A 23,542-nucleotide genomic window follows, 5' to 3' on the forward strand; every position below is an offset into this window, starting at 1 on the left:
GGCAACTGGGGGCGGTTTTCAAGTGCCGGACGGGTTGACGGTTTTAAGGCATGGGTGATACGATGATGTTATCGATAACAATTAGGGAGCGTGCGGAAAAGATGACCCGATTGAAGCAGCCTTCGAACCGGCTTTGGTATACAAGTCCCGCAGCGGTATGGAATGAGGCGCTACCTGTCGGCAACGGCAGGCTGGGAGCCATGGTGTTCGGCGGTACCGCCAAGGAGAGGCTTCAGCTGAACGAGGATTCCGTATGGTACGGAGGCCCGAGGAACCGCAACAATCCCGATGCCCTGCCCAATCTTCCGAGAATACGCGAACTGATTCTGGGCGGACGCCTGCGCGAAGCCCAAGAGCTGGCTTCCATGGCGCTGCCCGGTCTGCCCGAGTCTCAGCGCCATTACGTCCCCTTGGGGGATCTGGAGCTCACCTTCCCCGGTGGTCCGTCGGAGACGGAGGACTATATCCGGGAGCTGGACCTTGCGGAGGGCACGGTCAAGATCCGTTACAGGCAGGGTGGAGTCGCATACTCCCGCGACCTGTTCTCCAGCTATCCGGACCAAGTGCTGGCCGTCCGTCTGACGGCGGACCGGAGTGGGAGCATCTCCTTCAAGGCCCGTTTCAACCGGGGCCAGTGGAGGTATATGGAGCGGACGGAGAAGTGGGGCGAAGACGGTCTTGTGATGCGGGGAGTGACCGGAGGGGAAGGTGGCGGGCAGTTCCGGGCCGTGCTGAAGGCGGTGGCGGAGGGTGGCACCTGCCGCACCATCGGAGAGGTTCTGGTCGTCGAGGGAGCCGACAGTGTGACGCTTCTGTTGGCCGGCGGGACCAGCTTCCGGTTTGAAGACCCGGAGGCGGATTGCAAGGGCAAGCTGGAGATGGCTGCGAGCCGGACCTATACGGAGCTGCTGGACAGGCATACCTCGGATTACCGTTCCTTGTTCGGGAGAGTCGACTTGGCTCTGGGGAAGGGGCAGCCCGAGACAGAGGAGCTTCCCACGGACCGGCGGCTCGAACGGGTTCGGCAGGGAGCGGATGATCCGGAGCTTGCCGCGCTCTACTTCCAGTACGGAAGATATCTCCTAATCTCTTCCAGCAGGCCTGGTTCTCTTCCGGCCAACCTGCAGGGCATCTGGAACGACAGCTTCCGGCCGCCTTGGGACAGCAAGTTCACGATCAATATCAACCTCCAGATGAATTATTGGCTGGCGGAGAACGCCAATCTGGCGGAATGCCATCTGCCCTTGTTCGAGCATATCGAGAGAATGCGCGCGCCGGGCCGCGTTACGGCGGAGACCATGTACGGATGCCGCGGCTTTACGGCGCATCACAATACGGACATCTGGGCGGATACGGCACCGCAGGATACCTATCTGCCCGCCTCCTTCTGGCCGATGGGCGCCGCATGGCTGTGCCTGCACCTGTGGGAGCACTTCGAATACGGGAGGGATGCCGCCTTCCTCGCCCGGGCCTATCCGACCATGAAGGAGGCCGCCTTGTTCCTCCTGGATTATCTGATGGAGAGTCCGGATGGGCGTCTGATCACCTGCCCCTCCGTGTCCCCTGAGAATACCTATATGCTGCCGAATGGAGAATCGGGAGTCATGTGCGCCGGAGCCTCCATGGACTTCCAGATCATCCAGGCTCTCTTCACTGCCTGCATCGAGGGGGCCGGAATCCTGGGACAGGACGCCGGCTTCAGCCAGGAGCTGTCCCAGGCTCTGGAGCGGCTCCCGCAGCCGGCCATCGGCAAGTACGGACAGATCCAGGAGTGGATGGAGGATTATGAGGAGAAGGAGCCGGGCCACCGGCATATCTCCCATCTGTTCGGCCTCTATCCCGGCCGCCAATTCTCCGTGGAGGAGACGTCCGAGCTGGCATCGGCGGCCCGGGTAACCCTGGAGCGCCGGCTTGCCAACGGAGGCGGGCACACCGGCTGGAGCCGGGCCTGGATCATCAACTTCTGGGCGCGGCTCCGGGATGCCGGCAAGGTGGGGGAGAATGTTCAGGCGCTGCTCTCCCATTCCACCTTGCCGAACCTGTTCGATAACCATCCGCCGTTCCAGATCGACGGCAATTTCGGCGGCGCGGCGGGTATCGCGGAGGCACTGCTCCAGAGCCATGACGGCTTCCTGCAGCTGCTTCCCGCCCTCCCGCCGGAATGGAACTGCGGGTATGTCCGGGGACTGCGCGCCCGGGGCGGCTTCACGGTGGATATGGCCTGGGAGAACGGGAGGCTGACGGAGGCGAAGGTTACGGCCGTGCAGAACGGCTTGTGCCGGATCAAGGCGGAGGGATGGGAGATTCCCCCCTTTACGGCGGAGGCCGGGAGAACATATACGATCGTCTGACCGGCGATAGGTCCTTATAGCCCGGATCCCACTCGGATCCGGGCATTTGGGCTTTATGCTCTGGGTATTCGTCCATACCAGATGGCCCTCCGGCACATATTGTTATATCAGGAATGCAGAAAGGAGGGGTCATCGTGGCTGTTGTCGGTACTCCCGGATATGGAAGCTCCACTGCGTTTGTTCTGGTGTTGTTCATTCTGCTGGTCATCGTGCTGTCCGCCGGTTTCTTCATCTAATGCCAGATGAAGGCGGCAGAGAGAAGAGCCTCGAATCCGAGGCTCTTTTTTTCATTTATTAAGCCCGGTTCGAGCTGCGGCCCCTATACGAATCGTAACGCCAACAGCCCGGAGGGATATCCCTCCGGGCTGTTTCCATGCGATCCTGTCCGTTGGATCTACGGCCGGCTTAGATCAGCATCAGGGTGATGACAAGCAGCTCGTACAGAACCAAGGGCAGAATGACGTTGTTGTAATAGTACGCCGAGGACGGATTGAGCGGGCGGTGTCCCCCATGCTGCCCTCCTCCGTGAGTCCCGGGATGTCCCGGCTGTGTCGTACTCAGGTAGAGGAGTCCCTTGTCGCAATGGACGATATAGCCCTCATAGACGTGTCCGTCCATGGTTTCGATCCGAACCCGATGGTTCATGTACATCTTACAGAGATGGTGCAGGTGGTCGCGCATGGACTTCAGATGGTGCATCATGCTGGGTTCGGCTTTGTACACCACATGGGTTTGCGGGGCACCGGTCATTTGGAAGCTCATCGGATGAACATCTCCTTTGGAAGATTCCCTTTACCATATGCACTCGCCCATAAAATGGTGAAGTCCTATTTTGTACCAACTAGTAGGACGTAGCCGATATACTCGTTGTACCGCTCCATGATCTCGTGGTACTTTCTCGTAACCTCCCACAGGACGGGGTCCAGGAAGGAACCGGCATCAATCTGCTGCTCCGGGTCGGGGTGTTCGGTCAGGTCGTCGCTGGCCTCCGGGAACGGGAAGGGTCCGTCGATCTGGAAGGCTGCGAAACCGGCCGATTGCAGGCCGCGAGTCCAAGCCTCCTTGTCCCACAGATTCCGCATCCGGTAGAACCCGATGATCTCCTCCCGGATATCCGGAGGGATCGGGCCTCTCTGCACCATCTCCCGGTCAAAAAGCCGCCCCCCCGGCCGCAGTACCCGGAGGTATTCGGACAAGGCGGCCGCCGTATCGGCGAAAACGGTGACCGATTCTACCAGGACGGTGTCGAAGGAGCCATCGGGGAAGGGGAGGGCGGCCGCATCGCCGGTCATGAAGCGGACCGGTAGCTTGCCCTCCTCGGCCCGCAGCTTGGCCTTGGCGATCATATCCGGGCGGATATCTAGGCCGGTGACCTCATGCCCCAGCGCCGCCGCATGGCAGGCGGTTCTGCCGGTGCCGCATCCGACCTCCAGAATCCGCGATGAGGGAGAGAGGGGGTACATCTCGAACTGCTTCAGGGTAGCGGCGAATCCGCCCGGGTGGGCATTTCCGATCCCTAGCTTGGCAAGCATATCCAGATACTCCATGGCAGGGCTCCTTTGCAATGATGTTACCCCATCATATGACGCGGAGACGGCAAGTGCGAGGATACAGCGATAGAGGATTTTGTAGAATTGTGTCGAATTATAGAACAAACCTATTCCGAAGGAGGCTAAAAAATGGTCCACCACAAGTTGAAGGAGCAGTTCAAGCGGCACGGGATTGATTCCGCCGGACTTCCCTCCGCCTGGCTGGAGGAGCTGAGCTATGCCTTCGAGGAGCACGAAGCCCGTCAAGCCGTCTATGAGCAGCAGCGGCACGCCATGATGACGCTGATCGAGAATGCGAGCGAACTGATCTGTTCGCTCAATAGCGATTACCGGCTGACCATGTTTAATTCTGCGTTCAAACGGATCGTGGAAGCACGGTTGGGGGGCAAGGTCCGCTTCGGGGCGTCCTTGCGGGAGATGCTGGATCCTGTCCGCGACGATTGCTGGCTGGCGGATCTGGAGAGAGCCTTCCGGGGGGAGACCTTTACCGCCGTTCGTTGCGTTTCTTTTGACGGCGGCAGCTATTGGCTAACCGCGTCCTACCATCCGGTCAAGAGAGAGAACCGAGTAGAGGGCGTAACCTGGTATGCGCAAAATATAACCGAACAGAAGCTGGCGGAGCTGTCCCTGACGGATAGCGAGAATCGTTACCGGACTCTCGTGAATCAGATTAAGGAAGTGATCTTCCAGACCGATGCGCAGGGGTTGTGGACCTTTCTCAATCGGTCCTGGACGGAGGTCACGGGCTTTACGGTTCAGGAAAGTCTGGGCCAACCGTTCCTGGACTATGTGCATCCCGAGGACCGGGAGAGGAATACGCTTCTGTTCCTGCCCTTAATCCGGAGGGAAAAGGAGTACTGCCGCCATGTGGTCCGGTATGTGACCAAGGATGGCGGTTACCGTCACGTGGAGGTCCACGCCCGGCTGACGCTGGATGAGGAGGACCGGATTGTGGGGACCTCCGGCACCTTGACGGACATCACGGAGCGCACGGAGCTGGAGGAATCCATGCTCCGGGCGAAGGAGGAAGCGGAGAAGGCCAACCGGGCCAAGTCGGTCTTCATCACCCGGATGAGCCATGAGCTTCGGACTCCGCTCAACGCCATTCTGGGGTTTTCCCAACTCCTGCAGCTGTCGGAGCCCAGGCTGCATCCGGAGCAGCTTGACAAGACCGAGGAGATCATCCATGCCGGGGAGCATCTGCTGGCTCTAATCCATGACATTCTGGATCTGTCCCGAATCGAGATCGGCAAGCTTCCGCTGGAGCTTACTTCCGTCGACCTGGAGCAGGAGCTTCGTGATTGCATGGGTTTCGTGAAGCCCTTGGCCGAGGAGAAGCGGGTGAAGCTGCAGCTGACGGTACAGGAGGCCGAAATCTGCGTCCGGGCGGATCGGGTAAGGCTGAAGCAGGTTCTCCTGAACCTGCTGTCCAATGCATTGAAGTATAACCGGCCTGGGGGAGCCGTATCCCTGCATCTTGCACGCGATGCCGCAGAAGGGTGTACCGTCCGGATCGAGGATACGGGGTTAGGGATCCGTGAGGAGGATCTCCCCTCCTTGTTCGAGCCCTATACCCGGTTCCACAGCATGACGGGAGTGGAGGGCATCGGCGTCGGCTTAAGCATCAGCAAGCATCTGGTCGAGCTGATGGGAGGTACCATAAGCGTAGAGAGCCGATTGGGGGAGGGAACTGCGTTCCTAATCCGTTGGCAGGGTAACCCACACCCTCGAAAGGATGAGTGCCGTGAAGAAGCCGAATAAGAGCGGGACGCTGTCCCGCTGGTTTTTCCTGTCGACCGTCCGAACGGCATTGATTCCGCTCATTCTGGTAGAGTTCGTATTCATTGCCGTATACTTCTTCGCTAATGATTGGGTGAAGGATCAGAACGTCCGGGCGCTTGCACAGACCGCATCCGATGAGCTGGTACGGATCGCCGACCGGGAGGGTGCGGTCATTCAGAACCGGCTGAAGTCCATCTCGAATATGACGCTCCTGTATCAGCGACAAGTCACTTCGGCCTTCGAGCTTCCCGCCGTTCTGGAGGACCAGGACCGGGACCGGCTGCAGCATCATCCGGAGGGGGCCTATTATACGGCCGGCGACCGGAGGGACGGAGGCGCCGCTGTCTTTTATAGCGGGCTGGCGAAGGTCGGTCCCGGGGAAGAGAACAAGGTATCCCGGCTGCTGCGCACCCAGAGTCTCATGAAGGACTTGATAGCCAGCGAGCCGTTGGCAGCCGCCATCTATGTGAATACCTCCGATTCCTTGAACATCATCTATCCGTATATCGACGCCTTGTCTCAATATCCGATGAAGATGGATATCCCAACCTATAATTTCTACTACGAGGCGGACCTGGAGCACAATCCGGGCAAGGAGGTGAAGTGGACCAGCCCCTATCTGGATCCTGCAGGCAACGGCTGGATGGCCTCCAGCATCGCGCCGGTATACCGGGACGGCGTTCTCGAAGCGGTGGTGGGCCTGGATGTGACCGTGGATACCTTCGCCAAGCAGGTCACGGAGCTGGCCATTCCCTGGGAAGGATACGGGGTGCTGGTGTCACAGGACGGAACGATCCTGGCCCTGCCCAACCGGGGAGAGGAGGATTGGGGACTGAGCGAGCTGACGACCCATCACTACGATGAAGCGATCCGCCAGGACACCTTCAAGCCGGAGAAGTTCAACCTCTACAGCCGTCCGGAGCTGGCCCCATGGAGGGAGCAGATCCGGGAACAGGCCGAAGGTCTTGTCCGCGTCGAGCTTAACGGAAAGAAACGGCTGGCCTCCTGGTCCACCATTCCGGGGATCGACTGGAAGCTGATGGTGCTGGTGCCGGAAGCGAAAATCTATGCGGTGCCCAACTCCCTGAAGATCAAGCTGTTTACCGTCGGGACTTGGATGCTGGCCGGACTTATTCTCTTCTATATCACCTTCTTCCTCTACCTGCTCTGGATGGCAAGACGCTCCAGCCACAAGGTGACGGAGCCCTTGGTCAGCATGAACCGGGTTGTGCGGGAGATCAGTCAAGGGCACTATCGCCAGGAGCTGCTTGCCTCCCCCATCGTGGAATTGAACGAGACGGGGGCCAATATCGTACGGATGGGCGAGGAGCTGGGCCGCTACCGGGACCGGCTCGTATCGGCCAAGGAGGCAGCGGAGCAGGCCAGCAGAGCCAAGAGCGACTTCCTCTCCCGCATGAGCCATGAGCTTCGGACCCCCATGAACGCCATCCTGGGGTTCGCACAGCTGCTGGAGTTGAACTTGGACGGGGGACTGTCGCCGAACGAGCTGGACCAGGTCCGGGAGATTATCCGCGCCGGCGAGCATCTGCTGTCGCTGATCAATGAGGTGCTGGATCTGTCCCGAATCGAATCGGGGGCCTCGGAGCTTGCCCTGGAACTCTTCTCCCTCGGGGAGGTAGCGGAGGAATGTATGGCCCTGGTGGCAGGACTGGCGATTCGCAACGGCATTGACGTTCATCTGGATAACCGGCTGGAGGGGGACATCCGGTCCGACCGGACCCGGTTGAAGCAGGTGCTGCTGAATCTGCTCTCCAATGCCATCAAGTACAACAAGAGAAACGGTCATGTACGGGTGGTCTTGGATCAGTCCGGGGATAGGCTCCGAATCGAGGTGGCTGATACGGGAATCGGAATTCCGGAGGAGGAGCTGGAGCGGATCTTCGCTCCGTTCCATCGGGTGGAGGCACCGGCCGGTACCGTCATCGAAGGAACCGGCATCGGACTTACGGTTGCCAAGCAGATTGTAGAGGGCATGGGTGGACGGATCGGTGTAGAGAGCCGTCCGCATGAGGGCAGCCGATTCTGGATCGAACTCTAAACGCAAGAGAGAGGGAGAAGGGACGATGATGGAGATCGGGTCCAAGGAATGGGAAGATCGCCTGGAGGTGATCATTCGAGATGCGCAGGTTCTGTTCCGGGCCGATTCCGAAGAACGGATCCGGGAGATGGAGGCATGTCTAAGCCAGTGGAATTGGGGAGACTCGGAGAAGGAGCTGGTTCGCCGACATGCACACGCTATGAAGGGGGTTGCCTTAACCTTGGGCTTTCGGACGGTGCATCTTCTATGCGAGGAGCTGCTGGGAGAGATGGGGGCACCGGACCCTTGCCGGGAGCTGCTGGCGGAAACGATGGAGAAGCTGAGAATGTCCATAGCCTAAGGGGGAGATAAACACATGGGGAACCATACGGTCATGGTTGTAGAGGATAACCCGACCAATATGAAGCTGCTGCAGGAGATTCTCAAGATGCTGCAATGCAGCGTGATCCAGGCCCAGGATGGGCTGGAGGCCATCGAGCTCTTGGACGGCATGGAGACCATGCCGAAGGTGCTCCTGACCGATGTGATGATGCCGGTGCTGGACGGAATCGCCTTGACCCGGCGGCTTCGGGGCATGGAGCGATACCGGGAGCTGCCGATCATCGTCATCTCGGCTTTTGCGGCTCAGCGGGACATACAAGCGGCTATGGATGCGGGCTGTACGGCCTACATCACGAAGCCGCTCCATATCAAGGCCCTCATCGACCAGTTGTCACCTTATCTGGATACGGACCGGTCATCCTTGTAAGATAAGCGGATCTCCTCAATATCGGAAAGTACGGATATGAACAGCTCCAACAGCTCCGGGTCGAAGTGGGACCCGGAGCTTTCCTGCATGCGGGTCAGGGCCTCTTCGGTGGTCCAGGCTTTTTTGTAGGGGCGTTCGGACGTCAGCGCATCGAATACGTCGCAGATGGCACAGATACGGGCCTCCTTCGGGATCTCCTTGCCCTTCAGCCCCTTGGGGTATCCGGTGCCGTCCCATCTCTCGTGATGAGCGCGGGCGATGGTCTCCGCCAATTGAATCATCCGCTGCCCACTGTCAGCCAGCAGACTGGAGCCGATCAAGGTGTGGCTTTCCATGAGCGCCCGCTCCGGAGGGGACAGGGGACCCGGCTTCAGCAGGATGGAGTCGGGAATGCCGATCTTCCCGATGTCATGCAGGGTGCTGGCCGTTTCCAGATCCAGGGCCACCTCCTCCGGATAGCCTGCGGCTCGGGCCAATACGCCGGTATAGCGGCTCATGCGGTAGATGTGGTTGCCGGTATCCGTATCCCGGTAATCGGCGGCCTTCCCCAGACGGTAGATGATCTCCTGCTGGGCTTCCATCAGCTGCCGGGTACGGTCGCGGACCCGGTCCTCCAGCAGTTGGTTGTGCTCCCGAAGAGAGTTCTGGAGCAGACGGATGTTGAGGAAGTTGCGGATGCGCAGCAGCACCTCCAGACTGTCAATGGGCTTGTGGATGAAGTCCTGGGCGCCGGCCTTCAGCGCGCGGATCTTATGCTCCTGCTCTGCATGGGCAGTCAAGACGATGACGGGCAGATAGTCGGAATCGGGGGTCTCTCTACGAAAGAGCTCCATCAGCTGATAACCGTCCAGATGGGGCATCTCCAAATCGAGGAGGACCAGATCGGGCGTATGTATGCGGAAGAGCTCGGGCGCTTCCCGGGCATCGTTGCACAGGTGCAGCAGGTCATAGCCGGCGGTTCGGAGCAGCTCGGACAGAAACTGGGTGTTGACGGAATGATCGTCGACGATCAGAATCGTGGCGTTGGGTAGGGTGGCAATCATACGGCTTCTCTCCTGCTCAGGTGGATGTTTGTCTAATATTCGACAAATTTCGTCAAAATCCTTCTGAGGTGGTCGCGTGAGTCCGGACTCCAATCCACAGGAAAACGGTTCCTGTTACAACTACAAAACGGGACCTTAGATCTCGGACCGAAGGCGGCTTCCGAGATCAAGGGTCCCCATTGTCGTTGAAGGATGGAGCCACAATCCGGATGCAGATGAAGGCGTTCCCGACGCCGAGCACGCATGCGTGGAGGAAGTAGCCGGGACCGGCTGACCAGGTGCGGCAGTGGCTGCGGGTCAGCAGATAGGGGTGTGCACTCCTATCTATCGTTGTCCATGATCGTGACCGTCATGACGGTTCCGGCTCCTTTGCCCCGCTCCTGGGAGGCAGTGGCGAACAGCCGGACGGAGAATTCCTCGTTCCCCTCCCGCTTGCGGTCATCCAGCAGCGGGATGAAGATGGTCTTCACCATCTCACCGTCTCCGAATACGAGGGTCCCTTGAACAGCGGTATAGTCCGTTCCCGCTTGAGCCGTGCCATCCACGGTCTCATAGTCTACGGACAGCGGTCCGGAGGTGCCGCCGGTGCGTGATACCTTCAGAGTGACGGAATCCTTCATTTCTTTGACCTTCAGCGCTTTCCGCTCGAATTGAACGGTACCCGTGGGAAGGGGAGCGGCTTCATTGTCCGCAATGGTGACCTCCGTTGCGGTCAAGGCGCCGAGTACTGCGCCTCCCCCGGGATTGGACAGCATGACGGTAAAGGTTTCAGCGCCTTCATAGTCGTAGTCGTCCAGCAGAGGTACCCCGATGCTCTTGACGGTTTCGCCTTCCTGGAACACCAGGGTACCGCCGGCAGTTTCGTAATCCTGCCCTTCCTGGGCGGTGCCGCCGCCGATGCTGTAATCGACGGTTACTTCCCCGCCGGCCCCGTCGGTGCGGGTGACCTGGAAGACGGCGTAGCTTTCGCCTTCATGGACCGTGGCTTGGGCCGCTTCGAGCTGCAGCACGCCGGCCGGATCCGGCAGCCACTCGTCGTCGTCGTCACTGACGTGGATCCTGGCGGTGAAGTTCGGGCCCAGTACGGCGCCTCCCATAGGATTGCTCAGGGTGAGGCGAAATTCCTCCGGATCCTCCCGGACCGTATCGTTAACCAGCGGAAGGGTTAGGGTTCCGAACGTTTCCCCGTCCGGGAACACGAGGGTGCCGGCGGCCTTCTCGAAGTCTTCGCCTTCCACGGCCGTTCCGCTTCCGGCGGCATAATCCACCGAGACCGTGCCGTCATAGCCGTCCGAGCGGACCACGGTCAATTGCACGGTGCCGTCCTGCTCGTTCACGTAAGCATCGGTGCTCTCCAGCTGGAGCGTTCCGTACTGCGGCGGAAGCTCTACGTCGTTATCCAGAATCGTCACTCCGGCTGAACCCAGAGGTCCGACAACCGCTCCGCCTGTAGGGTTGTGGAGCGTGACGCCGAAGGATTCGTCGCCTTCCACCTCCTGGTCGTCGAGGATGTCGATCCCGAAGGATTTCCACGTCTCTCCTTCGTTGAAGGTCAGCGTCTGGTAGAACACGCTGTAATCCTGCCCTTCCATGGCGGAGCCGCTGCTGACGCCGATGTCGACGCTGACTTGGCCGCCGGCCCCGTCCGTGCGGTACACGTTGAAGCTCAGGAAGCTTTCGCCTTCATGGACCGTGTAGGCGCTCTTCTCCAGCTGCAGGACGCCTGCCGGGTCGGGAATCCAATAGTCGTCGTCCTCGATGGTGACTCCTGCGGCGCTGCCTGGACCGAGGACGGCTCCGCCCGTCGGCGTGCCGAGGGCCACGGTAAAATCCTCGCTGCCTTCCATATCGGTATCGTCATAGATGGGAATGGCGATGGTCTTCCGGTCTTCTCCGTCGGCGAACGTGACCGTATCGGAGACAGCACCGAAGTCGCTCCAGGCGGAGGCGGAGCCATCCAAGGCCGTATACGGCACGGTGATCTCGCCGGAGGTGCTTCCGGTGCGCACAAGATCGAGGTAGACGACGCCTTCGGATTCCACGACGCTGGCGTAGGTGGAGGCGAAGTCAATGACGCCGGAGGTGCCGGAGGCCTTCACAACCCCCTGCACCGGCGGGAGCAGGAGAGCGGCCGACAGCAGGGCGGCGGACAGCATGTTGAAACGGGTCTTTCCTGGGGAACTTGAATGGACTTGAAACAATGAAATAACCTCCCATACGTGTGAAGTGATGCATACCGGTTCTGCGAGGTTAACTTTATAGCACCGGCGGGGTCTCCTCAAGGTTCCTTCGGCTCCCTCCGGTCTGGCTTGTTCGGCGGCATCCGAGGTCCGGGACAGGTCCTATTCGTCAAACTGGCGTGGTGAATGTGGCTTCGGCTATTCGTTTAGTCCCGGTTGGAAGCGTTCTCCACTCTGACACCATCCGTCATTCCTCCGGTGCCGGAGACTTATTATGTGAGCTGCGCTACAGTTTGAGGGCACCGGAGCAGTCCATCGAGGGCGTGGCGATGACCGGGCTGAAGTAAAGCGTGAAAAGGATGGGAATGTCCCCGCGTAATCGGGGTATTCCGTCTTTCTTGGGTGGAGACGGGGGAATATCCGGGCTCCCTCTCCGGATGGGGAGGGCTGGAAGTGGTACAATGGACGGGTAAGCGGTATCCATCCGGGCGAACACCCGCCAGGGCGTTCCGAATCCAGGATAAAGGAAGTGAAACCGGAAGACAGCGTTACGTATGGCAAGGTGTTCGGGCCCGATTACCTTGAAGGAGGAGCAACCCCCATGACGATGACCCTGAAAGCCGAAATCCGCAGCAGCTTCACCCGTTCCGCAACCCGCCAGCTCCGGCTAAGCCGCAAGGTTCCGGCCGTGATCTACGGCAAAACGATGGATCCCCTGCCCATTGCACTGGATCAGAAGGAAGTGCAGCTGGCCCTGCAGCATCCCAATGCGCTCTTGGCGCTGGACATGCCGGGCTACGCGTTCCGCAGCGTGGTGGTGCACGATGTGCAGCGGGACCCTCTGGACCATACCATCCGCGCCGTGGACCTGCATTTGGTCGACCTGACCGAGCGGGTCCGGGCCCACGTTCCCCTTACGCCCCTGCCCGATCCGGAGGGGAAGATCATCCCTTATCAAATGTTTCTCCACGAGCTGCTCGTGGAGGGGCTGCCGGACCGGATCCCGGAAGCCGTTCCGCTTGACCTGGCTCCGGTCCGTCAGAGCAGGGCCGTGCTGGTGCGGGACCTGCCGGTGCCCGCAGACCTGCACGTGCTGACCCACCCCGACGAGGTGGTCGCCGCCCCGTTCGTCCCGAGAGGCGAAGCGGCGGAGGAGAAGGCGGAGTAACCGCAAGGTGGAAGAGAAGGAGCTTGCCCCGGGGGCAAGCTCCTTTTGGCGTTGGGGGGAGCAGGAGTAGGCGGGAGGTGGCCGTTTGGAGGCGGGATTGTTGGATAAAGTGCAGGATTTGGAGGGGGAGGTGACGGTAGTATGGAGCTCGAAAATAACTGCAGCCGGGAGCGGCTAGCTCCCGGCTGCGATGAACTTACTTCAGCTCCAGCACCTTGACGCCGTAGGGCGGGAGGGCCAGCCTGCCGCCGGCCAGGCGCACGCCCTCCAGCAAATCGTCGGCTTCCTGGAGCAGCCGGGCCTCTACCTCGCGGTTCGCATAATTCAGCAGGAATGCGAACCGCCGGCCGTCCTTCACCCGGACCGCGATCTCGACTTCGGGCGGCAGCTCGCACCAGCCTGCGGCAGCCGGCTCCAGACCCAAGCGCCCGATCAGGGCTTGGGCCACCTCGCGGCTGTAAGCTGCGCCGTAGTAGTAAGCCTCCCCGCTGCCGTACCGGTTGCAGGTCAAGGCCGGCATCCCGGCGTAGTAGTCAGCGGCGTACTCGGCCAGCACCTCCGCCGTATCCGCCTCCGGCCGGAGAATGTCGTTGAAGCGGTGGGCGCGGGCCGGGGTCTCCGTTCCGCTCAGGCCGTTCACCCAGCTCAGGGGCGTCGCTGCCGAATCGGCGCCGTTCAGCAGGGTGAAGTCCTCTACCGTCACCCCGCACAGGTCCGCAACGGGACCGGGGAACGGCGCCATTCGGCAGTGGCCACGCTCATCCTTGTAGCCAGTGCGTGCGCCGAAGAGCAGCTTGCCGCCGCCGGCCACATACTGCTTCAGGAGGTCGGCCGTCCTCTCCGTCATAATCGCCGGGTGGGGATAGACCAGAACCTTGTACCGGGTCAGCTCTTCAAGCGCCGTTTCCTCCCGCATATACACGAAGTCGAAGGGGATGTGCGCGAGCTGCAGAGCCTTCGTCCAGCCGTACTCGCTCTCCTCCCGCAGCGGCCCGTGCCATACGTCCAGCTCGCCGTCCCACTCGTTGGCGTAGTCCCGCACCATCGCTGCCTCCGCCGCATAGCGGGAGCCGGCGATGTCGGCCCCGAGCCGCCCCAACTCCCGGCCGACGGCCGCCGCTTCCGCAACACGGCGGTTGGGCCGGTTGTGGTAGTCGTTGATGCCGTGCCAATAGATTTCCGTGCCGAAGGTGGCCGTCCGCCAGCGGAAGTAGAGCAGCATATCCGCCCCATGGGCGACGGACTGGTAGGTCCACAGCCGCATCTGGCCCGGCTTGGGAGAGGGCTGCGCCATCCGGTTCACCCAGCCCCCGGGACCGGATTGCTGCTCCATAATGCAGAAGTTCGGCGAGATGGAGCGGACCCTGGACAGGGTGGAGGAGACGGTCCGGTCAAGCATCGGCGTATCCCGGTCCGCATCGTTCCAGATCGTGGAGAAGTTCGGATAGGAATCATAGGAGAAGAAGTCCAGCAGCTCGCCGGTCAAGGCGTGGCTGTCCAGATGACCGAACAGGCCGTTGGTCGTGATCCACTGCTTCGGAGCAAGCTCCCGGATGATCTGAGCCTGCAGCCGGGCGAAGGAAATCGTATTGTCGGAGATAAAACGCTTCTCATCCAGCGCCAGGTGGGGATTAACCGAGTCCGCCGGGGTGGGCCGGGTCAGATGGATCTGCTCCCAATCCGAATAGCCTTGGTTCCAAAAGACGGTGCCCCAAGCCTCGTTCAAGGCCGCAAGCGTGCCGTATTTGTTCTGCAGCCACATCCGGAAAGCGGCGTGGTCCGCCTCGGAGTAGAACACCTGGATCTCGCAGTTTAACTCATTGTCAATCTGCCAGCCTACTACGACCGGGTGGTCCGCGTAATGCTCGGCCATGGATCGGGTGATCCTTGCGCAATATTCCCGGTAGACGGGGCTGCTGTAATTGTAGTGCCGGCGCATGCCGTGCCGGTACAGCACCCCTTCCTTGGAGGCGTTCAGCACCTCCGGGTGGCGGTGGGTGAGCCAGGCCGGAGGAGTGGCGGTCGGGGTGCCGAGAATAACCTTTAACCCGTGCCGGTGCGCCAGAGCAATAGCGCGGTCGAACAAGCCGAAGTCATACACTCCCTCCTCCGGCTCGAACACATTCCAAGCGAACTCTCCCATTCTCACGATCGTAAACCCTAGCTCCCGCATCCGGCGGTAATCGTCCTCCCACATAGCCTCGGGCCATTGCTCGGGGTAATAGCACACCCCCAATTCAAACTGCTGTACCGCACATGCTTTACCGGTCATGTCCTTTCGCCTCCACTGCAACAGGTATAAGAATATTGCTGGATTTTTTCCTTTATGCTCTCATTCTAAACCTTTACAATAGAGTGTAAATAACATCATTTTGCGATGGGATATCAGTTTCTTGCGATAAGGGGCACGCTTGCGGAAGGGGGCGGGAAGTTGAGAATTCATCATGTGCTGCCCGAGCCGCTGTACAAGCGCTATACGGGGTTTCCCGATATGACCGGGCGGTACGCCGGCTTTCCGGAGCATAGGGAGCACCGTCCGAGAGGACAGCTGCAGCAGGGCAATCTGCATCTGGTGCTTGGAGGCCAAGGCTGGGTATTGGAAAAAGGCTCCCCCCGCAGGCTGACGGCGGGTACGGGCTTCTACTATGGCCCCGGGCTGGAGCAGGACTACGGGACCGATCCGGAGAACCCCTGGGACGTCTTCTGGGTTCATACAGCCGGGGAAGGGATGGACCGCCTGCTGAACGGGCGGGGGACCTCCTCCGTCTGGCTGTTCGAGTTCGGAGACGTCCCCAAGCTGGAGCGGCTGGCCGGCGCCATCCTGGAGCTGGCCGCGTCTTATGACAGCCGTAGCGAGGTGCAGCTGGCTTCGCGCCTGTACGAGCTGCTGGCGGAGCTGGCGCACCGTGCGGAGCCGCTGGGCCTGCCTGCGGGATTGGACAAGCGGGCCCGCATGCGGGAGGCGGCGGAGTACATCCGCACCCGGTGTCCGGAGCCGCTGACGCTGTCCGACATGGCGGGGCTCACCGGCTTGAGCCCCTACTATTTCAGCCGCATGTTCCATGAAGCTATGGGGCGCACGCCGATGCAGTGGCTTCTGGAGAGCCGGCTGGTGCTGGCCAAGCAGCTCTTGGTTACGACCGGCCGGACGGTAAAGGAGATTGCCGAGGCCGCCGGGTTTTCCCAGAGCAGCTATTTCATTGCGCGATTCCGGGAGCAGACGGGGATGACCCCGCAGGAGTACCGCCGGATTTTCAGCCAGAATCCATAGGGGAGACGAAGAATAACCGCTTCGAAATAGGCAAAAATGGTCATGACCACACTTTGCCATCTATGGAGGGATTTCCGGAATGAACCATCTGATTGTGTATGCACATCCGCATGCGGGCAGCTTCAACAATGCCATCCTGGACACGGCCGTCGGCGCGTTGAAGGCGAAGGGACATGAGGTCCATGTGCGCGATCTGTACAAGCTGGGCTTTGACCCTGTGCTGTCCGAGGCGGACACGGCGGCGCTGCGGGAGGGACAGGCTCCGTCCGACATCAAGACCGAGCAGGAGTATCTGGCCCAAGCGGATGTCATTACGTTCATCTACCCGATCTGGTGGACGGGCATGCCGGCTATTCTGAAGGGGTATGTGGACCGGACCTTCTCCTATGGCTTCGCGTACCAGTACAACAGCCAGGGAGGCATCGACAAGCTCTTCACCGGCAAGAAGGGGGTCATCATCAACACCTACGGCACCCCCGGAGACATCTACGAGTCCATCGGGATGAACGCATCCCTGCGCCAGACCGCAAGCGGAGGCATCTTCGACTTCTGCGGCGTTCAGGTGGTGGAGCATTATCTGTTCGGCGGCGTCACCACCGTGGCGACGGACGACACCCGCAAGGGCATGCTAGCCCAAGTGGAAAAAACCTTCAGCTCCTTCTAGCCGAGCTGCCTAATGGAACGAAAAGCCGCAGATCTCTTATGAGAGGTCTGCGGTTTTTTCGTTCGTGAGCATGCCCCCGTGCGGAATGGATCCGTCAGTCGGCCATGGTTAAGGCGTCTGGAAGCCTTAACTCAGAGCGCCGGGGGGAAGCGGGAGATTTAAGGCGATGGGAAGCCTTAAATGTGGAGTGTGCAGGGAAGAGGGGGCTCAAAGAGCAGATAAGGCGTCTGGTAGCCTTAACTCAGAGCGCCGGGAGGAAGCGGTCGATTTAAGGCGGCAGGTAGCCTTAAGTGAGGAGCGGTCGGAGAAAGAGGGGGCCGACGCATATGCACACACATTGAAGCACAACGAAGCCGTCGGACCCCCCGACGGCTTCGTTGCGACCCACATGCACCAGCCCAGACTGCGCCAGACCTCCAAAGCTTCTGCTCTTCTCCCGCACCCACAGCTGCTCCGGAGCCGGCTGTTACGCCTCGAGCCTGCCTACTCCTCCAGCCACAGCACGGCGGTGACGCCGCGGGGGTAGTACTTGCTGCCGACGGCCGTGCCCGCCAGAATCTGGTCGCTCCAGCTCCAGAAGGCGTTTTTCGGGTCGGTCAGCCAGGCGGCATGGGCGGCATCCGACCGCCGTCCCTGCTGCTCCCAGGGGAGGCCCAGAATCCGCCGCGCGATGAACTGGCACAGGTAAATCTTGCTGAGCCAGGAGTTGTCGCTGGTGGAGGAGAGCTTCCAGCCTCCGTCCGCGAAGAGGCAGGTGCCGGGGACCAGCACCGTGGCCAGGTGGCGCTTCAAGGCCCGGATCAGCTCCCCGTAAGGGCCGTCGGCCTCCAGCACCTCCGGCATGCCGAGCTCGTAGGGGAAGATGAGCCCCTCGATGGCCGGGATGATCCGGGAGTCGTTGCCCTCGCCCACCACGGCGGGGATGTACCCGTCTGCGGTCGCATGCGATACGATGGTGTCCGCGCAACGCCGGGCCTGCTTGGCAGCCGCTTCCGCGCCGGCCGCGTCCCCGTGCTCCCGCAGGATCCGCTCCAGCGCCAGGTAGGCGGCCCAGCATTTGCCGGCGATGTAGATGTTGTTCCGGGCCTGGCCCAAGGAGACGTCCAGGCTGTCATAGGTGGTGATCTCCGCTCCGCCCTTGCAGCGGGAGCTGTCCAGCCCCATGATGCCGTTGCGCTGCTCCGGATCGGGATGATCCCGGTTCATCATGCTGTCGAGGCAGTCCCGGAGAAGCGGAATCCGGCTCCGGAGCCATGCTCCGTCTCCGCTCTTGTGGGCATAGACGGCTGCGCACAGCACCCAGTTGACCAGCTGCTCATGGGTCATATAGGAGAAGCAGTCGTCCAGTCCCGCCTGCTCGTAGGAGGAGTAGGCCGGCCGGGACACCGCATTGCCGACACCCATGTCATGGGTGAAGCTGATTCCGCCCGGATACAGCCGGTCGTCTCCCGGGAAGCGGATCTGATCCCGGTAGCTGTAGCGTTCCGCATAGAGGTCCAGCTCGTTCTTGACCGTCCAGGGGTTCATTCGCATCTCGAAGAAGAGCTGGTCCACGGTCAGGTCGAAGGTGTTGAGCATCCGGTATTCGCCTTCGTTGACGATCCAGAAGGGACGGCCCTCCCAGTCCAGCAGCTGGGTGCTGCCGAAGTAGCTCCGGATGGCGTGGGCCAGCATGAAGGCCTGATCTTCATTCAGACCGGCCCCTGACTCCGCCAGCCGGCGGTCTGCCGCAAGCGCCGAAGCCTTCAGGACGTCGAAGCGCTCCATCGCATACTGCCCCGCTGTCTCCAGCCGGTCGAAATACCGGGTATACCAATAGGCAGCATCGATGCCCGTCGTCACGAAGCCTTCCCGGTGGAAGACGAGCGCGAACCGGTAAGTCCGGACTTCACCCGCCGGAACCTCCATCAGCAGCGCGGCCGTACCGCCCAGGCCGAACTTGTAGTTCTCCTCATGGACGGTCTTCAGAATCCGCTCCATGCTGAAATGCTGCACGGCCCGGACCCCATCATCGGTGGTGACGATGGCCGTATGGCGGCCTTGGCCGACTCCGGTCAGGCTCCCGCCTTCCTCCGGATCCAAGCGCCGCATGACGCTGTACGGGTCGCTGCCCTTGTAGCCGAAGAGGGCTCTGCGCACCCGGGTGCCCTTGGAGTTGTCCACCGTGAGCTCCGCCAGAACCGCCGGCACCAATACGTCCTTCAGCTCCTCGGCAGCTGCCGTCTCCGGGTCCGGAACGTTACGCGCCTGGGAATAGAGGCGGAAGACCAGATCTCCGGCCGTCCAGGTGTCCGTGCCGAGCCGGAAATCCCGGGCGATCTCTTCCCGGGGGAAGGTTCTCAGGATGGGGGGAGCCAGGTCGGGCTGGCCGGCTTTTTCCATATCGTAGCGCTTGCTCTCGTCCTCGCCGTTCTCATAGAAGGGCAAGGCCCGGTAGCTGCCGCCGGAGAGGTCCTCCAGCACGAGGAAGACACTCTCCTTGGGGGGCTGGGCTCTCTCCAGGTCGAAGCCGCCGCCATTCCCGGGGAATCCCAGGGTGAAGCTGGCGAAGGCGCCGATGGGGGAATGGTGGGCATTGAAGAACAGGTTCTGGGGCATGGATGGATCCGCCTTTCGAAATAGAGTATGCCCCTATCATACGGAAGAAAGAGCGGGCAGCCTATGGGCAGATCCCGCTCAAATTTGGGCAAAGCTACCCTTGCCGCATCCAACCCCGGTATAATGGGAGCATGAGAGAAGGAGGGATGCCCCATGGGCAACCATTCGCAGCCGCTGCCGGGGGACGATCACGAATACAGCCTGGCCGTCGACCACCTGCCGGATCTTCGCATGACGCTGCACGTGTTCGCACTTCACCGGAGGCAGGTACACCGGGACTGGGCCTACCCGGAGCATGAGCATCCCATGTTCGAGCTGAATATGGCGGTGGAGGGACTCCAGCGCTTCGTCGTTAACGGAGAAGCCGTGGTGATGGAGCCGGGTGACGTGGTGCTCTTGAAGCCGGAGGAAAAACACAGCTGCCGCGTGGAAGACGGCCGGGAGATGACTTACATCTGCGTCCACTTCGACGTGGACGAGCCGCTGCTCCGGCAGGCGCTCTGCAGCATTCGCGAGAGCTTCCACCAAGCGGGCAGCCCGCTGGCGGAAGCGGTCCGGCCCATCCTGGAGCGCATCGGCTCAGAGCGCATCGGCTCGGAGCGCATCGGCTCGGAGCGCATCGGCGCCCCGGCCCCGCCAGCCCCGAAGCTCCAGGCCTTGAGCCTGACCTTCGGGCTGTTCGGCGCCTTGACCGCCCTCATGGCCCATCCGCCGGAGGGGCTCCTGGGCGGGGCAGCCGGCCACGGCGGGGGAGCGGCGCGCCTGGCGGAGCAGTTGGCCGAGCGGCTGGACAAGTCGGTCCGGGACATGCGGAGCCTGCCGGACGACGACGGAAGCCTGGCTGCGGTCAGCGTCGAACGGACCGCCAAGGAGCTGGGCTACAGCCCCGCCTACTGCAACCGCGTCTTCAAGATGGTGTTCGGCATGTCTCCCCGCCGGTATCTGTCCATGCAGAAGCTGCGGGAGGCCAAGCTGCTCCTGGTGAACCGGAGGCTTACCGTCGAACAGGTAGCGGAGCGTCTGGGCTACAAGGATGTGTCCCAATTCAGCAAGCAGTTCAAGCGCTGGATGAGCATCTCCCCGTCCCAGTACAGGCAGATGCTGTAGCGGCACCCAAATGGAAAGACCATCCTGTCCGGGCTCGCGATGCCCCGGGTGGGATGGTCTTGGGTTCTACTCGTAATCGTCTGTATTCCGTTCTCTTGCTCTAATCATAACTTGTTCCTTCTTGCATGTGGAAGCTGCTTATAAATCCTTGAAACACCTAAAACAACGAAAGCCCTGCCTCTCTTCCATCCTTGCGGCTCCAATGACCGCGCCAGTGTGAATCGGGTACCTTGTTCAAAAATTCCAAAGCTCTATGATAGGCTGAAACGCATTCAGCATGTGCGATTCAAGTAGATTAAATCACTATACCACATTCAATAGTAAATGTAAAGATGCATTAACATTCATTTACAAGTAAAGTTGACGATTGCCTGCGGGCCGGCCCATTGGTATAATATCCCATAACTTGATGGAAGGGGTGTTGGGGTTGGGACTTTATCTATTCGATCAATTGGACTTCGTTCGGAGACAGACGCTGAAGGCGCTTGAGGGAATTGGCGAGGAGCAGGCCCGCCAGGTGCCGGAGGGGTTCCGCAACTCGATCCACTGGCACGCAGGTCACATCTATACGGCAGCCGAGCGGCTGGCCCTCTTCTTCGTAGGGCTGCCTCTGCAGTTCCCGGAGGATTTCCCCGCGCAGTTCGGGAACGGAACCTCGCCGCTTACGCCGCCCGAAGGGGCCGTCTCCCCCACCTTGGAGGAGCTAAAGGTTATGCTGGCCGGCCAGCCCGCCCGGGTCCGCGCCGCTCTCGAGCACCGGCTCCAGGAATCGATCGCACAGCCGTACACCACCTCTACCGGGATGACGCTTCACAAGCCGGAGGAGTTCCTGTCCTTCAGCCTGTATCATGAAGGCATGCACTTCAGCGTCATCAACCAATATAAGAGACTGCTAGTTTAGCGGAACGCCCGCAACAGCCGGACAAGGACATTTCCTTGCTCCGGTTTTTTTGTTTCTGTTTCCCGTTCGGCCTGTACGATCTTCGCCCATCCGGCCGGCAGCACGATTCCATGAAGTCAAGATTGTATCCGATCTGATCAAAATAGCGGTAAAAATAACGGTATCGGGACTTTTATAATAAGAGCATGACAAGATCCTAAGAAGAGGTGAACCCCATGAAAATGGCCGAAACCGGAGCCGGACAACCAGAAACACTGGCCGCTCGTGCAACCAAGAACCCATCGGCCCCGCGTCCGGGCAACCTGCAGCGCAAGGAAAACTGGGCCGGCATCCTGTTCGTCAGCCCCATGCTGATCGGAGTCACCATCCTGACCCTGCTCCCGATCATCGGCATGCTGATTCTGACCTTCTCCGACTGGAACTTCATCATGGGTTTCAAGGGCTTCAAGTGGTCCGGAATGGACAACCTGAGCACGCTGATCCATGACGACAGCTTCTGGAAGGCATTCAAGAACAACGGTATCTATCTCCTGACCGTACCGGTCTACCTGACGCTCTCTATGGCCCTGGCCATCATTATCAACAAGCACGTCTTCATGAAGAGCGCCATGAAGGTCGTCTTCTTCCTGCCTTACATCTCCAGCGTCGTGGCTGTGGCCACTGTCTGGCAGGTACTGTTCCATCCGTCGAGAGGCCCGGTGAACCAGTTCCTTCGCGCCATCGGCATCGACCACCCGCCTCAATGGATCGCGGATCCGTCCTGGTCCATGCCGTCGCTGATGATGGTATCGGTGTGGATCTCCATCGGCTTCAATATGATCGTATATCTGGCCGGCTTGCAATCCATTCCGGTTGATCTGTACGAAGCCGCGGATATCGATGGGGCCAACGGGTGGACCAAGTTCCGCCGGATCACATTGCCGTTATTGTCCCCGACAACATTTTTCCTCCTGATTACGGGGATTATGTATTCCTTCAAGGCCTTCGACCTGATCAAGGTTCTGACGAACGGAGGCCCGGCCGAATCGACCAGCGTGCTGGTGGTGTACATCTACGAATCGGCCTTTACGAATCTGAAGCTGGGCTACGCTTCCGCGATGTCCTCGGTGCTGTTCTTGTGCGTACTCGCCATCACCGTGATCCAATGGATCGGACAGAAGAAGTGGGTCAACTACTAAGGGGGGAGACACCGTGGAATTACGGAACAGATGGATAAAAGGACTGACCACCGTGGTTATGGTCGCTTTCGGGATTCTCTTCCTGCTGCCGTTCCTGTGGATGCTGTCCGCATCCTTCAAGGTAGAGGGCGAGGTGTTCGCCTACCCGATCCAATGGATCCCGAAGCACTGGAACGCCGTGGAGAACTACAAGGAAGTGTGGTTTGGCAAGCATCCGTTCTACCTGTATTATTGGAATAATATCAAGGTCACCGTGATAACTACCGTTATCTCCTGCGTGGTTTCGGCCCTCGCGGCCTACGGCTTCAGCAAGATCCGGTTCGGGGCATCGAGTTACCTGTTCATTATCGTGCTGGCGACCTACATGGTGCCTCAGCAGGCGATTCTCGTCTCCCAGTTCATCCTGTACCGGCAGATCGGGCTGTTCGACAGTCATACGGGCATTATCCTTCTGAATAGCTTCAGCGTATTGGGCACCTTCATGATCCGCCAGTTCTTCATGAGCGTCAGCAACGAGTTCATCGAGTCGGGCAAAATCGACGGAGCCGGCCACCTGCGGATCTTCTGGTCCATCGCCTTCCCGCTGGTCCGTCCCGCCGTCGCCACCTATGCGATCCTCCGTTTCATCTGGACGTGGAACGACTATATGAACCCGCTGATCTTCCTGCGTACCGACAAGCTGTTCACCCTGCAGGTGGCCATGCAGAAGTTCACCTCCATCAACGGGGAATTCTACTCGCTCATCATGGCTGCTTCGGTCTCGGCCATCCTGCCGCTTCTGATCATCTTCATCATCGGGCAGAAGAGCGTCATCGAGGGGATTGCCATGGGCGGGGTCAAAGGGTAACACCTCCGCTCCGGCTTCGCCGCGAGATGTCAAAAAAATTGCAAAAGCAGTCAATATCCGCGTATGGCGCTTTCATCGAACTTGTTACAATGACT

19 protein-coding genes are annotated in these 23,542 nt (G+C 60.4%); 13 read left to right on the forward strand and 6 right to left on the reverse strand.

The genetic code is table 11. The features are described from left to right. Positions 1–101: 101 nt before the first annotated feature. Together ACSEXW_RS09800 and ACSEXW_RS09805 are read left to right on the forward strand one after the other, a co-directional pair. Complete coding sequence (locus tag ACSEXW_RS09800) at positions 102–2,351, forward strand: glycoside hydrolase family 95 protein (protein ID WP_438445952.1); 2,250 nt, start codon at positions 102–104, stop codon at positions 2,349–2,351. Between the two features lie 134 nt (positions 2,352–2,485). Further along, positions 2,486–2,587 (forward strand): YjcZ family sporulation protein, encoded by a 102-nt coding sequence (locus ACSEXW_RS09805; RefSeq protein ID WP_438445953.1) that lies wholly within the window; start codon positions 2,486–2,488, stop codon positions 2,585–2,587. Between the two features lie 169 nt (positions 2,588–2,756). On the opposite strand, the gene ACSEXW_RS09810 is transcribed toward ACSEXW_RS09805, so the two are convergent. Continuing rightward, a complete protein-coding gene (locus ACSEXW_RS09810; RefSeq protein ID WP_438445954.1) occupies positions 2,757–3,113 on the reverse strand; it encodes a hypothetical protein in 357 nt (118 codons plus the stop codon). Positions 3,114–3,178: 65 nt separating this feature from the next. Beyond that, complete coding sequence (locus ACSEXW_RS09815) at positions 3,179–3,898, reverse strand: class I SAM-dependent methyltransferase (RefSeq protein ID WP_438445955.1); 720 nt, start codon at positions 3,896–3,898, stop codon at positions 3,179–3,181. A gap of 132 nt (positions 3,899–4,030) precedes the next feature. Between ACSEXW_RS09815 and ACSEXW_RS09820 the strand changes: the two genes are divergently transcribed. Genes ACSEXW_RS09820 through ACSEXW_RS09835 form a run of 4 tightly spaced genes read left to right on the forward strand, consistent with a single transcriptional unit; the run spans position 4,031 to position 8,490 of the window. Beyond that, on the forward strand, positions 4,031–5,662 hold the full coding sequence (locus ACSEXW_RS09820; RefSeq protein ID WP_438445956.1) for a PAS domain-containing sensor histidine kinase: 1,632 nt from the start codon (positions 4,031–4,033) through the stop codon (positions 5,660–5,662). Further along, positions 5,646–7,742: a sensor histidine kinase gene (locus ACSEXW_RS09825; protein WP_438445957.1), complete on the forward strand. Its 2,097-nt coding sequence runs from the start codon at positions 5,646–5,648 to the stop codon at positions 7,740–7,742. The genes ACSEXW_RS09820 and ACSEXW_RS09825 overlap by 17 nt, the downstream gene beginning before the upstream one ends. 25 nt (positions 7,743–7,767) lie before the next feature. Continuing rightward, positions 7,768–8,082, forward strand: coding sequence for an Hpt domain-containing protein (locus tag ACSEXW_RS09830; RefSeq protein ID WP_438445958.1), 315 nt, complete (start codon positions 7,768–7,770; stop codon positions 8,080–8,082). A gap of 15 nt (positions 8,083–8,097) precedes the next feature. Then, complete coding sequence (locus ACSEXW_RS09835) at positions 8,098–8,490, forward strand: response regulator (RefSeq protein WP_438445959.1); 393 nt, start codon at positions 8,098–8,100, stop codon at positions 8,488–8,490. On the opposite strand, the gene ACSEXW_RS09840 is transcribed toward ACSEXW_RS09835, so the two are convergent. Next, positions 8,460–9,533, reverse strand: a complete 1,074-nt coding sequence (locus ACSEXW_RS09840; RefSeq protein WP_438445960.1) for an HD-GYP domain-containing protein — start codon at positions 9,531–9,533, stop codon at positions 8,460–8,462. The two genes, ACSEXW_RS09835 and ACSEXW_RS09840, sit on opposite strands and share 31 nt — an antisense overlap. Before the next feature lie 320 nt (positions 9,534–9,853). Continuing rightward, a complete protein-coding gene (locus ACSEXW_RS09845; protein ID WP_438445961.1) occupies positions 9,854–11,689 on the reverse strand; it encodes a Calx-beta domain-containing protein in 1,836 nt (611 codons plus the stop codon). Between the two features lie 625 nt (positions 11,690–12,314). Between ACSEXW_RS09845 and ACSEXW_RS09850 the strand changes: the two genes are divergently transcribed. Further along, positions 12,315–12,881, forward strand: coding sequence for a 50S ribosomal protein L25 (locus ACSEXW_RS09850; RefSeq protein ID WP_438445962.1), 567 nt, complete (start codon positions 12,315–12,317; stop codon positions 12,879–12,881). Positions 12,882–13,077: 196 nt separating this feature from the next. Here the strand turns inward: ACSEXW_RS09850 and ACSEXW_RS09855 are convergent, their stop codons facing one another. Then, positions 13,078–15,153, reverse strand: a complete 2,076-nt coding sequence (locus ACSEXW_RS09855) for a beta-galactosidase (RefSeq protein WP_438445963.1) — start codon at positions 15,151–15,153, stop codon at positions 13,078–13,080. 159 nt (positions 15,154–15,312) lie between these two features. Between ACSEXW_RS09855 and ACSEXW_RS09860 the strand changes: the two genes are divergently transcribed. Both ACSEXW_RS09860 and ACSEXW_RS09865 read left to right on the forward strand, forming a co-directional pair. Then, a complete protein-coding gene (locus tag ACSEXW_RS09860; protein WP_438445964.1) occupies positions 15,313–16,152 on the forward strand; it encodes a helix-turn-helix transcriptional regulator in 840 nt (279 codons plus the stop codon). A gap of 79 nt (positions 16,153–16,231) precedes the next feature. Continuing rightward, positions 16,232–16,816: an NAD(P)H-dependent oxidoreductase gene (locus ACSEXW_RS09865; protein WP_438445965.1), complete on the forward strand. Its 585-nt coding sequence runs from the start codon at positions 16,232–16,234 to the stop codon at positions 16,814–16,816. Positions 16,817–17,299: 483 nt separating this feature from the next. Here the strand turns inward: ACSEXW_RS09865 and ACSEXW_RS09870 are convergent, their stop codons facing one another. Continuing rightward, positions 17,300–19,414, reverse strand: a complete 2,115-nt coding sequence (locus tag ACSEXW_RS09870) for a glycoside hydrolase family 52 protein (protein WP_438445966.1) — start codon at positions 19,412–19,414, stop codon at positions 17,300–17,302. Positions 19,415–19,567: 153 nt separating this feature from the next. Here ACSEXW_RS09870 and ACSEXW_RS09875 point away from each other — a divergent pair, with 153 nt between their 5' ends. The 4 genes from ACSEXW_RS09875 to ACSEXW_RS09890 all read left to right on the forward strand — a co-directional run bounded on the left by ACSEXW_RS09875 (position 19,568) and on the right by ACSEXW_RS09890 (position 23,447). After that, positions 19,568–20,521 carry an AraC family transcriptional regulator gene (locus ACSEXW_RS09875; RefSeq protein ID WP_438445967.1) on the forward strand — a complete coding sequence of 318 codons (954 nt, stop codon included), beginning with the start codon at positions 19,568–19,570 and terminating at the stop codon, positions 20,519–20,521. Positions 20,522–20,948: 427 nt separating this feature from the next. After that, complete coding sequence (locus ACSEXW_RS09880; RefSeq protein ID WP_438445968.1) at positions 20,949–21,422, forward strand: DinB family protein; 474 nt, start codon at positions 20,949–20,951, stop codon at positions 21,420–21,422. A gap of 221 nt (positions 21,423–21,643) precedes the next feature. After that, positions 21,644–22,600, forward strand: a complete 957-nt coding sequence (locus ACSEXW_RS09885; RefSeq protein WP_438446125.1) for a carbohydrate ABC transporter permease — start codon at positions 21,644–21,646, stop codon at positions 22,598–22,600. Between the two features lie 58 nt (positions 22,601–22,658). Further along, a complete protein-coding gene (locus ACSEXW_RS09890) occupies positions 22,659–23,447 on the forward strand; it encodes a carbohydrate ABC transporter permease (protein ID WP_438446126.1) in 789 nt (262 codons plus the stop codon). Positions 23,448–23,542 lie beyond the last annotated feature (95 nt).

Origin of the sequence: Oryzibacillus soli, assembly GCF_051594765.1 — a bacterium.
GTDB lineage: Bacteria > Bacillota > Bacilli > Paenibacillales > NBRC-103111 > Paenibacillus_AR.

What these genes read in the sequence shown, in the direction of transcription:
- ACSEXW_RS09875 (WP_438445967.1), top strand. Translation starts at nt 19,568, where the DNA reads ATGGGCAACCATTCGCAGCCGCTGCCGGGGGACGATCACGAATACAGC.
- ACSEXW_RS09850 (WP_438445962.1), top strand. Translation starts at nt 12,315, where the DNA reads ATGACGATGACCCTGAAAGCCGAAATCCGCAGCAGCTTCACCCGTTCC.
- ACSEXW_RS09835 (WP_438445959.1), top strand. Translation starts at nt 8,098, where the DNA reads ATGGGGAACCATACGGTCATGGTTGTAGAGGATAACCCGACCAATATG.
- ACSEXW_RS09845 (WP_438445961.1), bottom strand. Translation starts at nt 11,689, where the DNA reads ATGCTGTCCGCCGCCCTGCTGTCGGCCGCTCTCCTGCTCCCGCCGGTG.
- ACSEXW_RS09810 (WP_438445954.1), bottom strand. Translation starts at nt 3,113, where the DNA reads ATGAGCTTCCAAATGACCGGTGCCCCGCAAACCCATGTGGTGTACAAA.
- ACSEXW_RS09830 (WP_438445958.1), top strand. Translation starts at nt 7,768, where the DNA reads ATGATGGAGATCGGGTCCAAGGAATGGGAAGATCGCCTGGAGGTGATC.
- ACSEXW_RS09865 (WP_438445965.1), top strand. Translation starts at nt 16,232, where the DNA reads ATGAACCATCTGATTGTGTATGCACATCCGCATGCGGGCAGCTTCAAC.
- ACSEXW_RS09820 (WP_438445956.1), top strand. Translation starts at nt 4,031, where the DNA reads ATGGTCCACCACAAGTTGAAGGAGCAGTTCAAGCGGCACGGGATTGAT.
- ACSEXW_RS09800 (WP_438445952.1), top strand. Translation starts at nt 102, where the DNA reads ATGACCCGATTGAAGCAGCCTTCGAACCGGCTTTGGTATACAAGTCCC.
- ACSEXW_RS09840 (WP_438445960.1), bottom strand. Translation starts at nt 9,533, where the DNA reads ATGATTGCCACCCTACCCAACGCCACGATTCTGATCGTCGACGATCAT.
- ACSEXW_RS09890 (WP_438446126.1), top strand. Translation starts at nt 22,659, where the DNA reads ATGGTCGCTTTCGGGATTCTCTTCCTGCTGCCGTTCCTGTGGATGCTG.
- ACSEXW_RS09870 (WP_438445966.1), bottom strand. Translation starts at nt 19,414, where the DNA reads ATGCCCCAGAACCTGTTCTTCAATGCCCACCATTCCCCCATCGGCGCC.
- ACSEXW_RS09885 (WP_438446125.1), top strand. Translation starts at nt 21,644, where the DNA reads ATGGCCGAAACCGGAGCCGGACAACCAGAAACACTGGCCGCTCGTGCA.
- ACSEXW_RS09855 (WP_438445963.1), bottom strand. Translation starts at nt 15,153, where the DNA reads ATGACCGGTAAAGCATGTGCGGTACAGCAGTTTGAATTGGGGGTGTGC.
- ACSEXW_RS09815 (WP_438445955.1), bottom strand. Translation starts at nt 3,898, where the DNA reads ATGGAGTATCTGGATATGCTTGCCAAGCTAGGGATCGGAAATGCCCAC.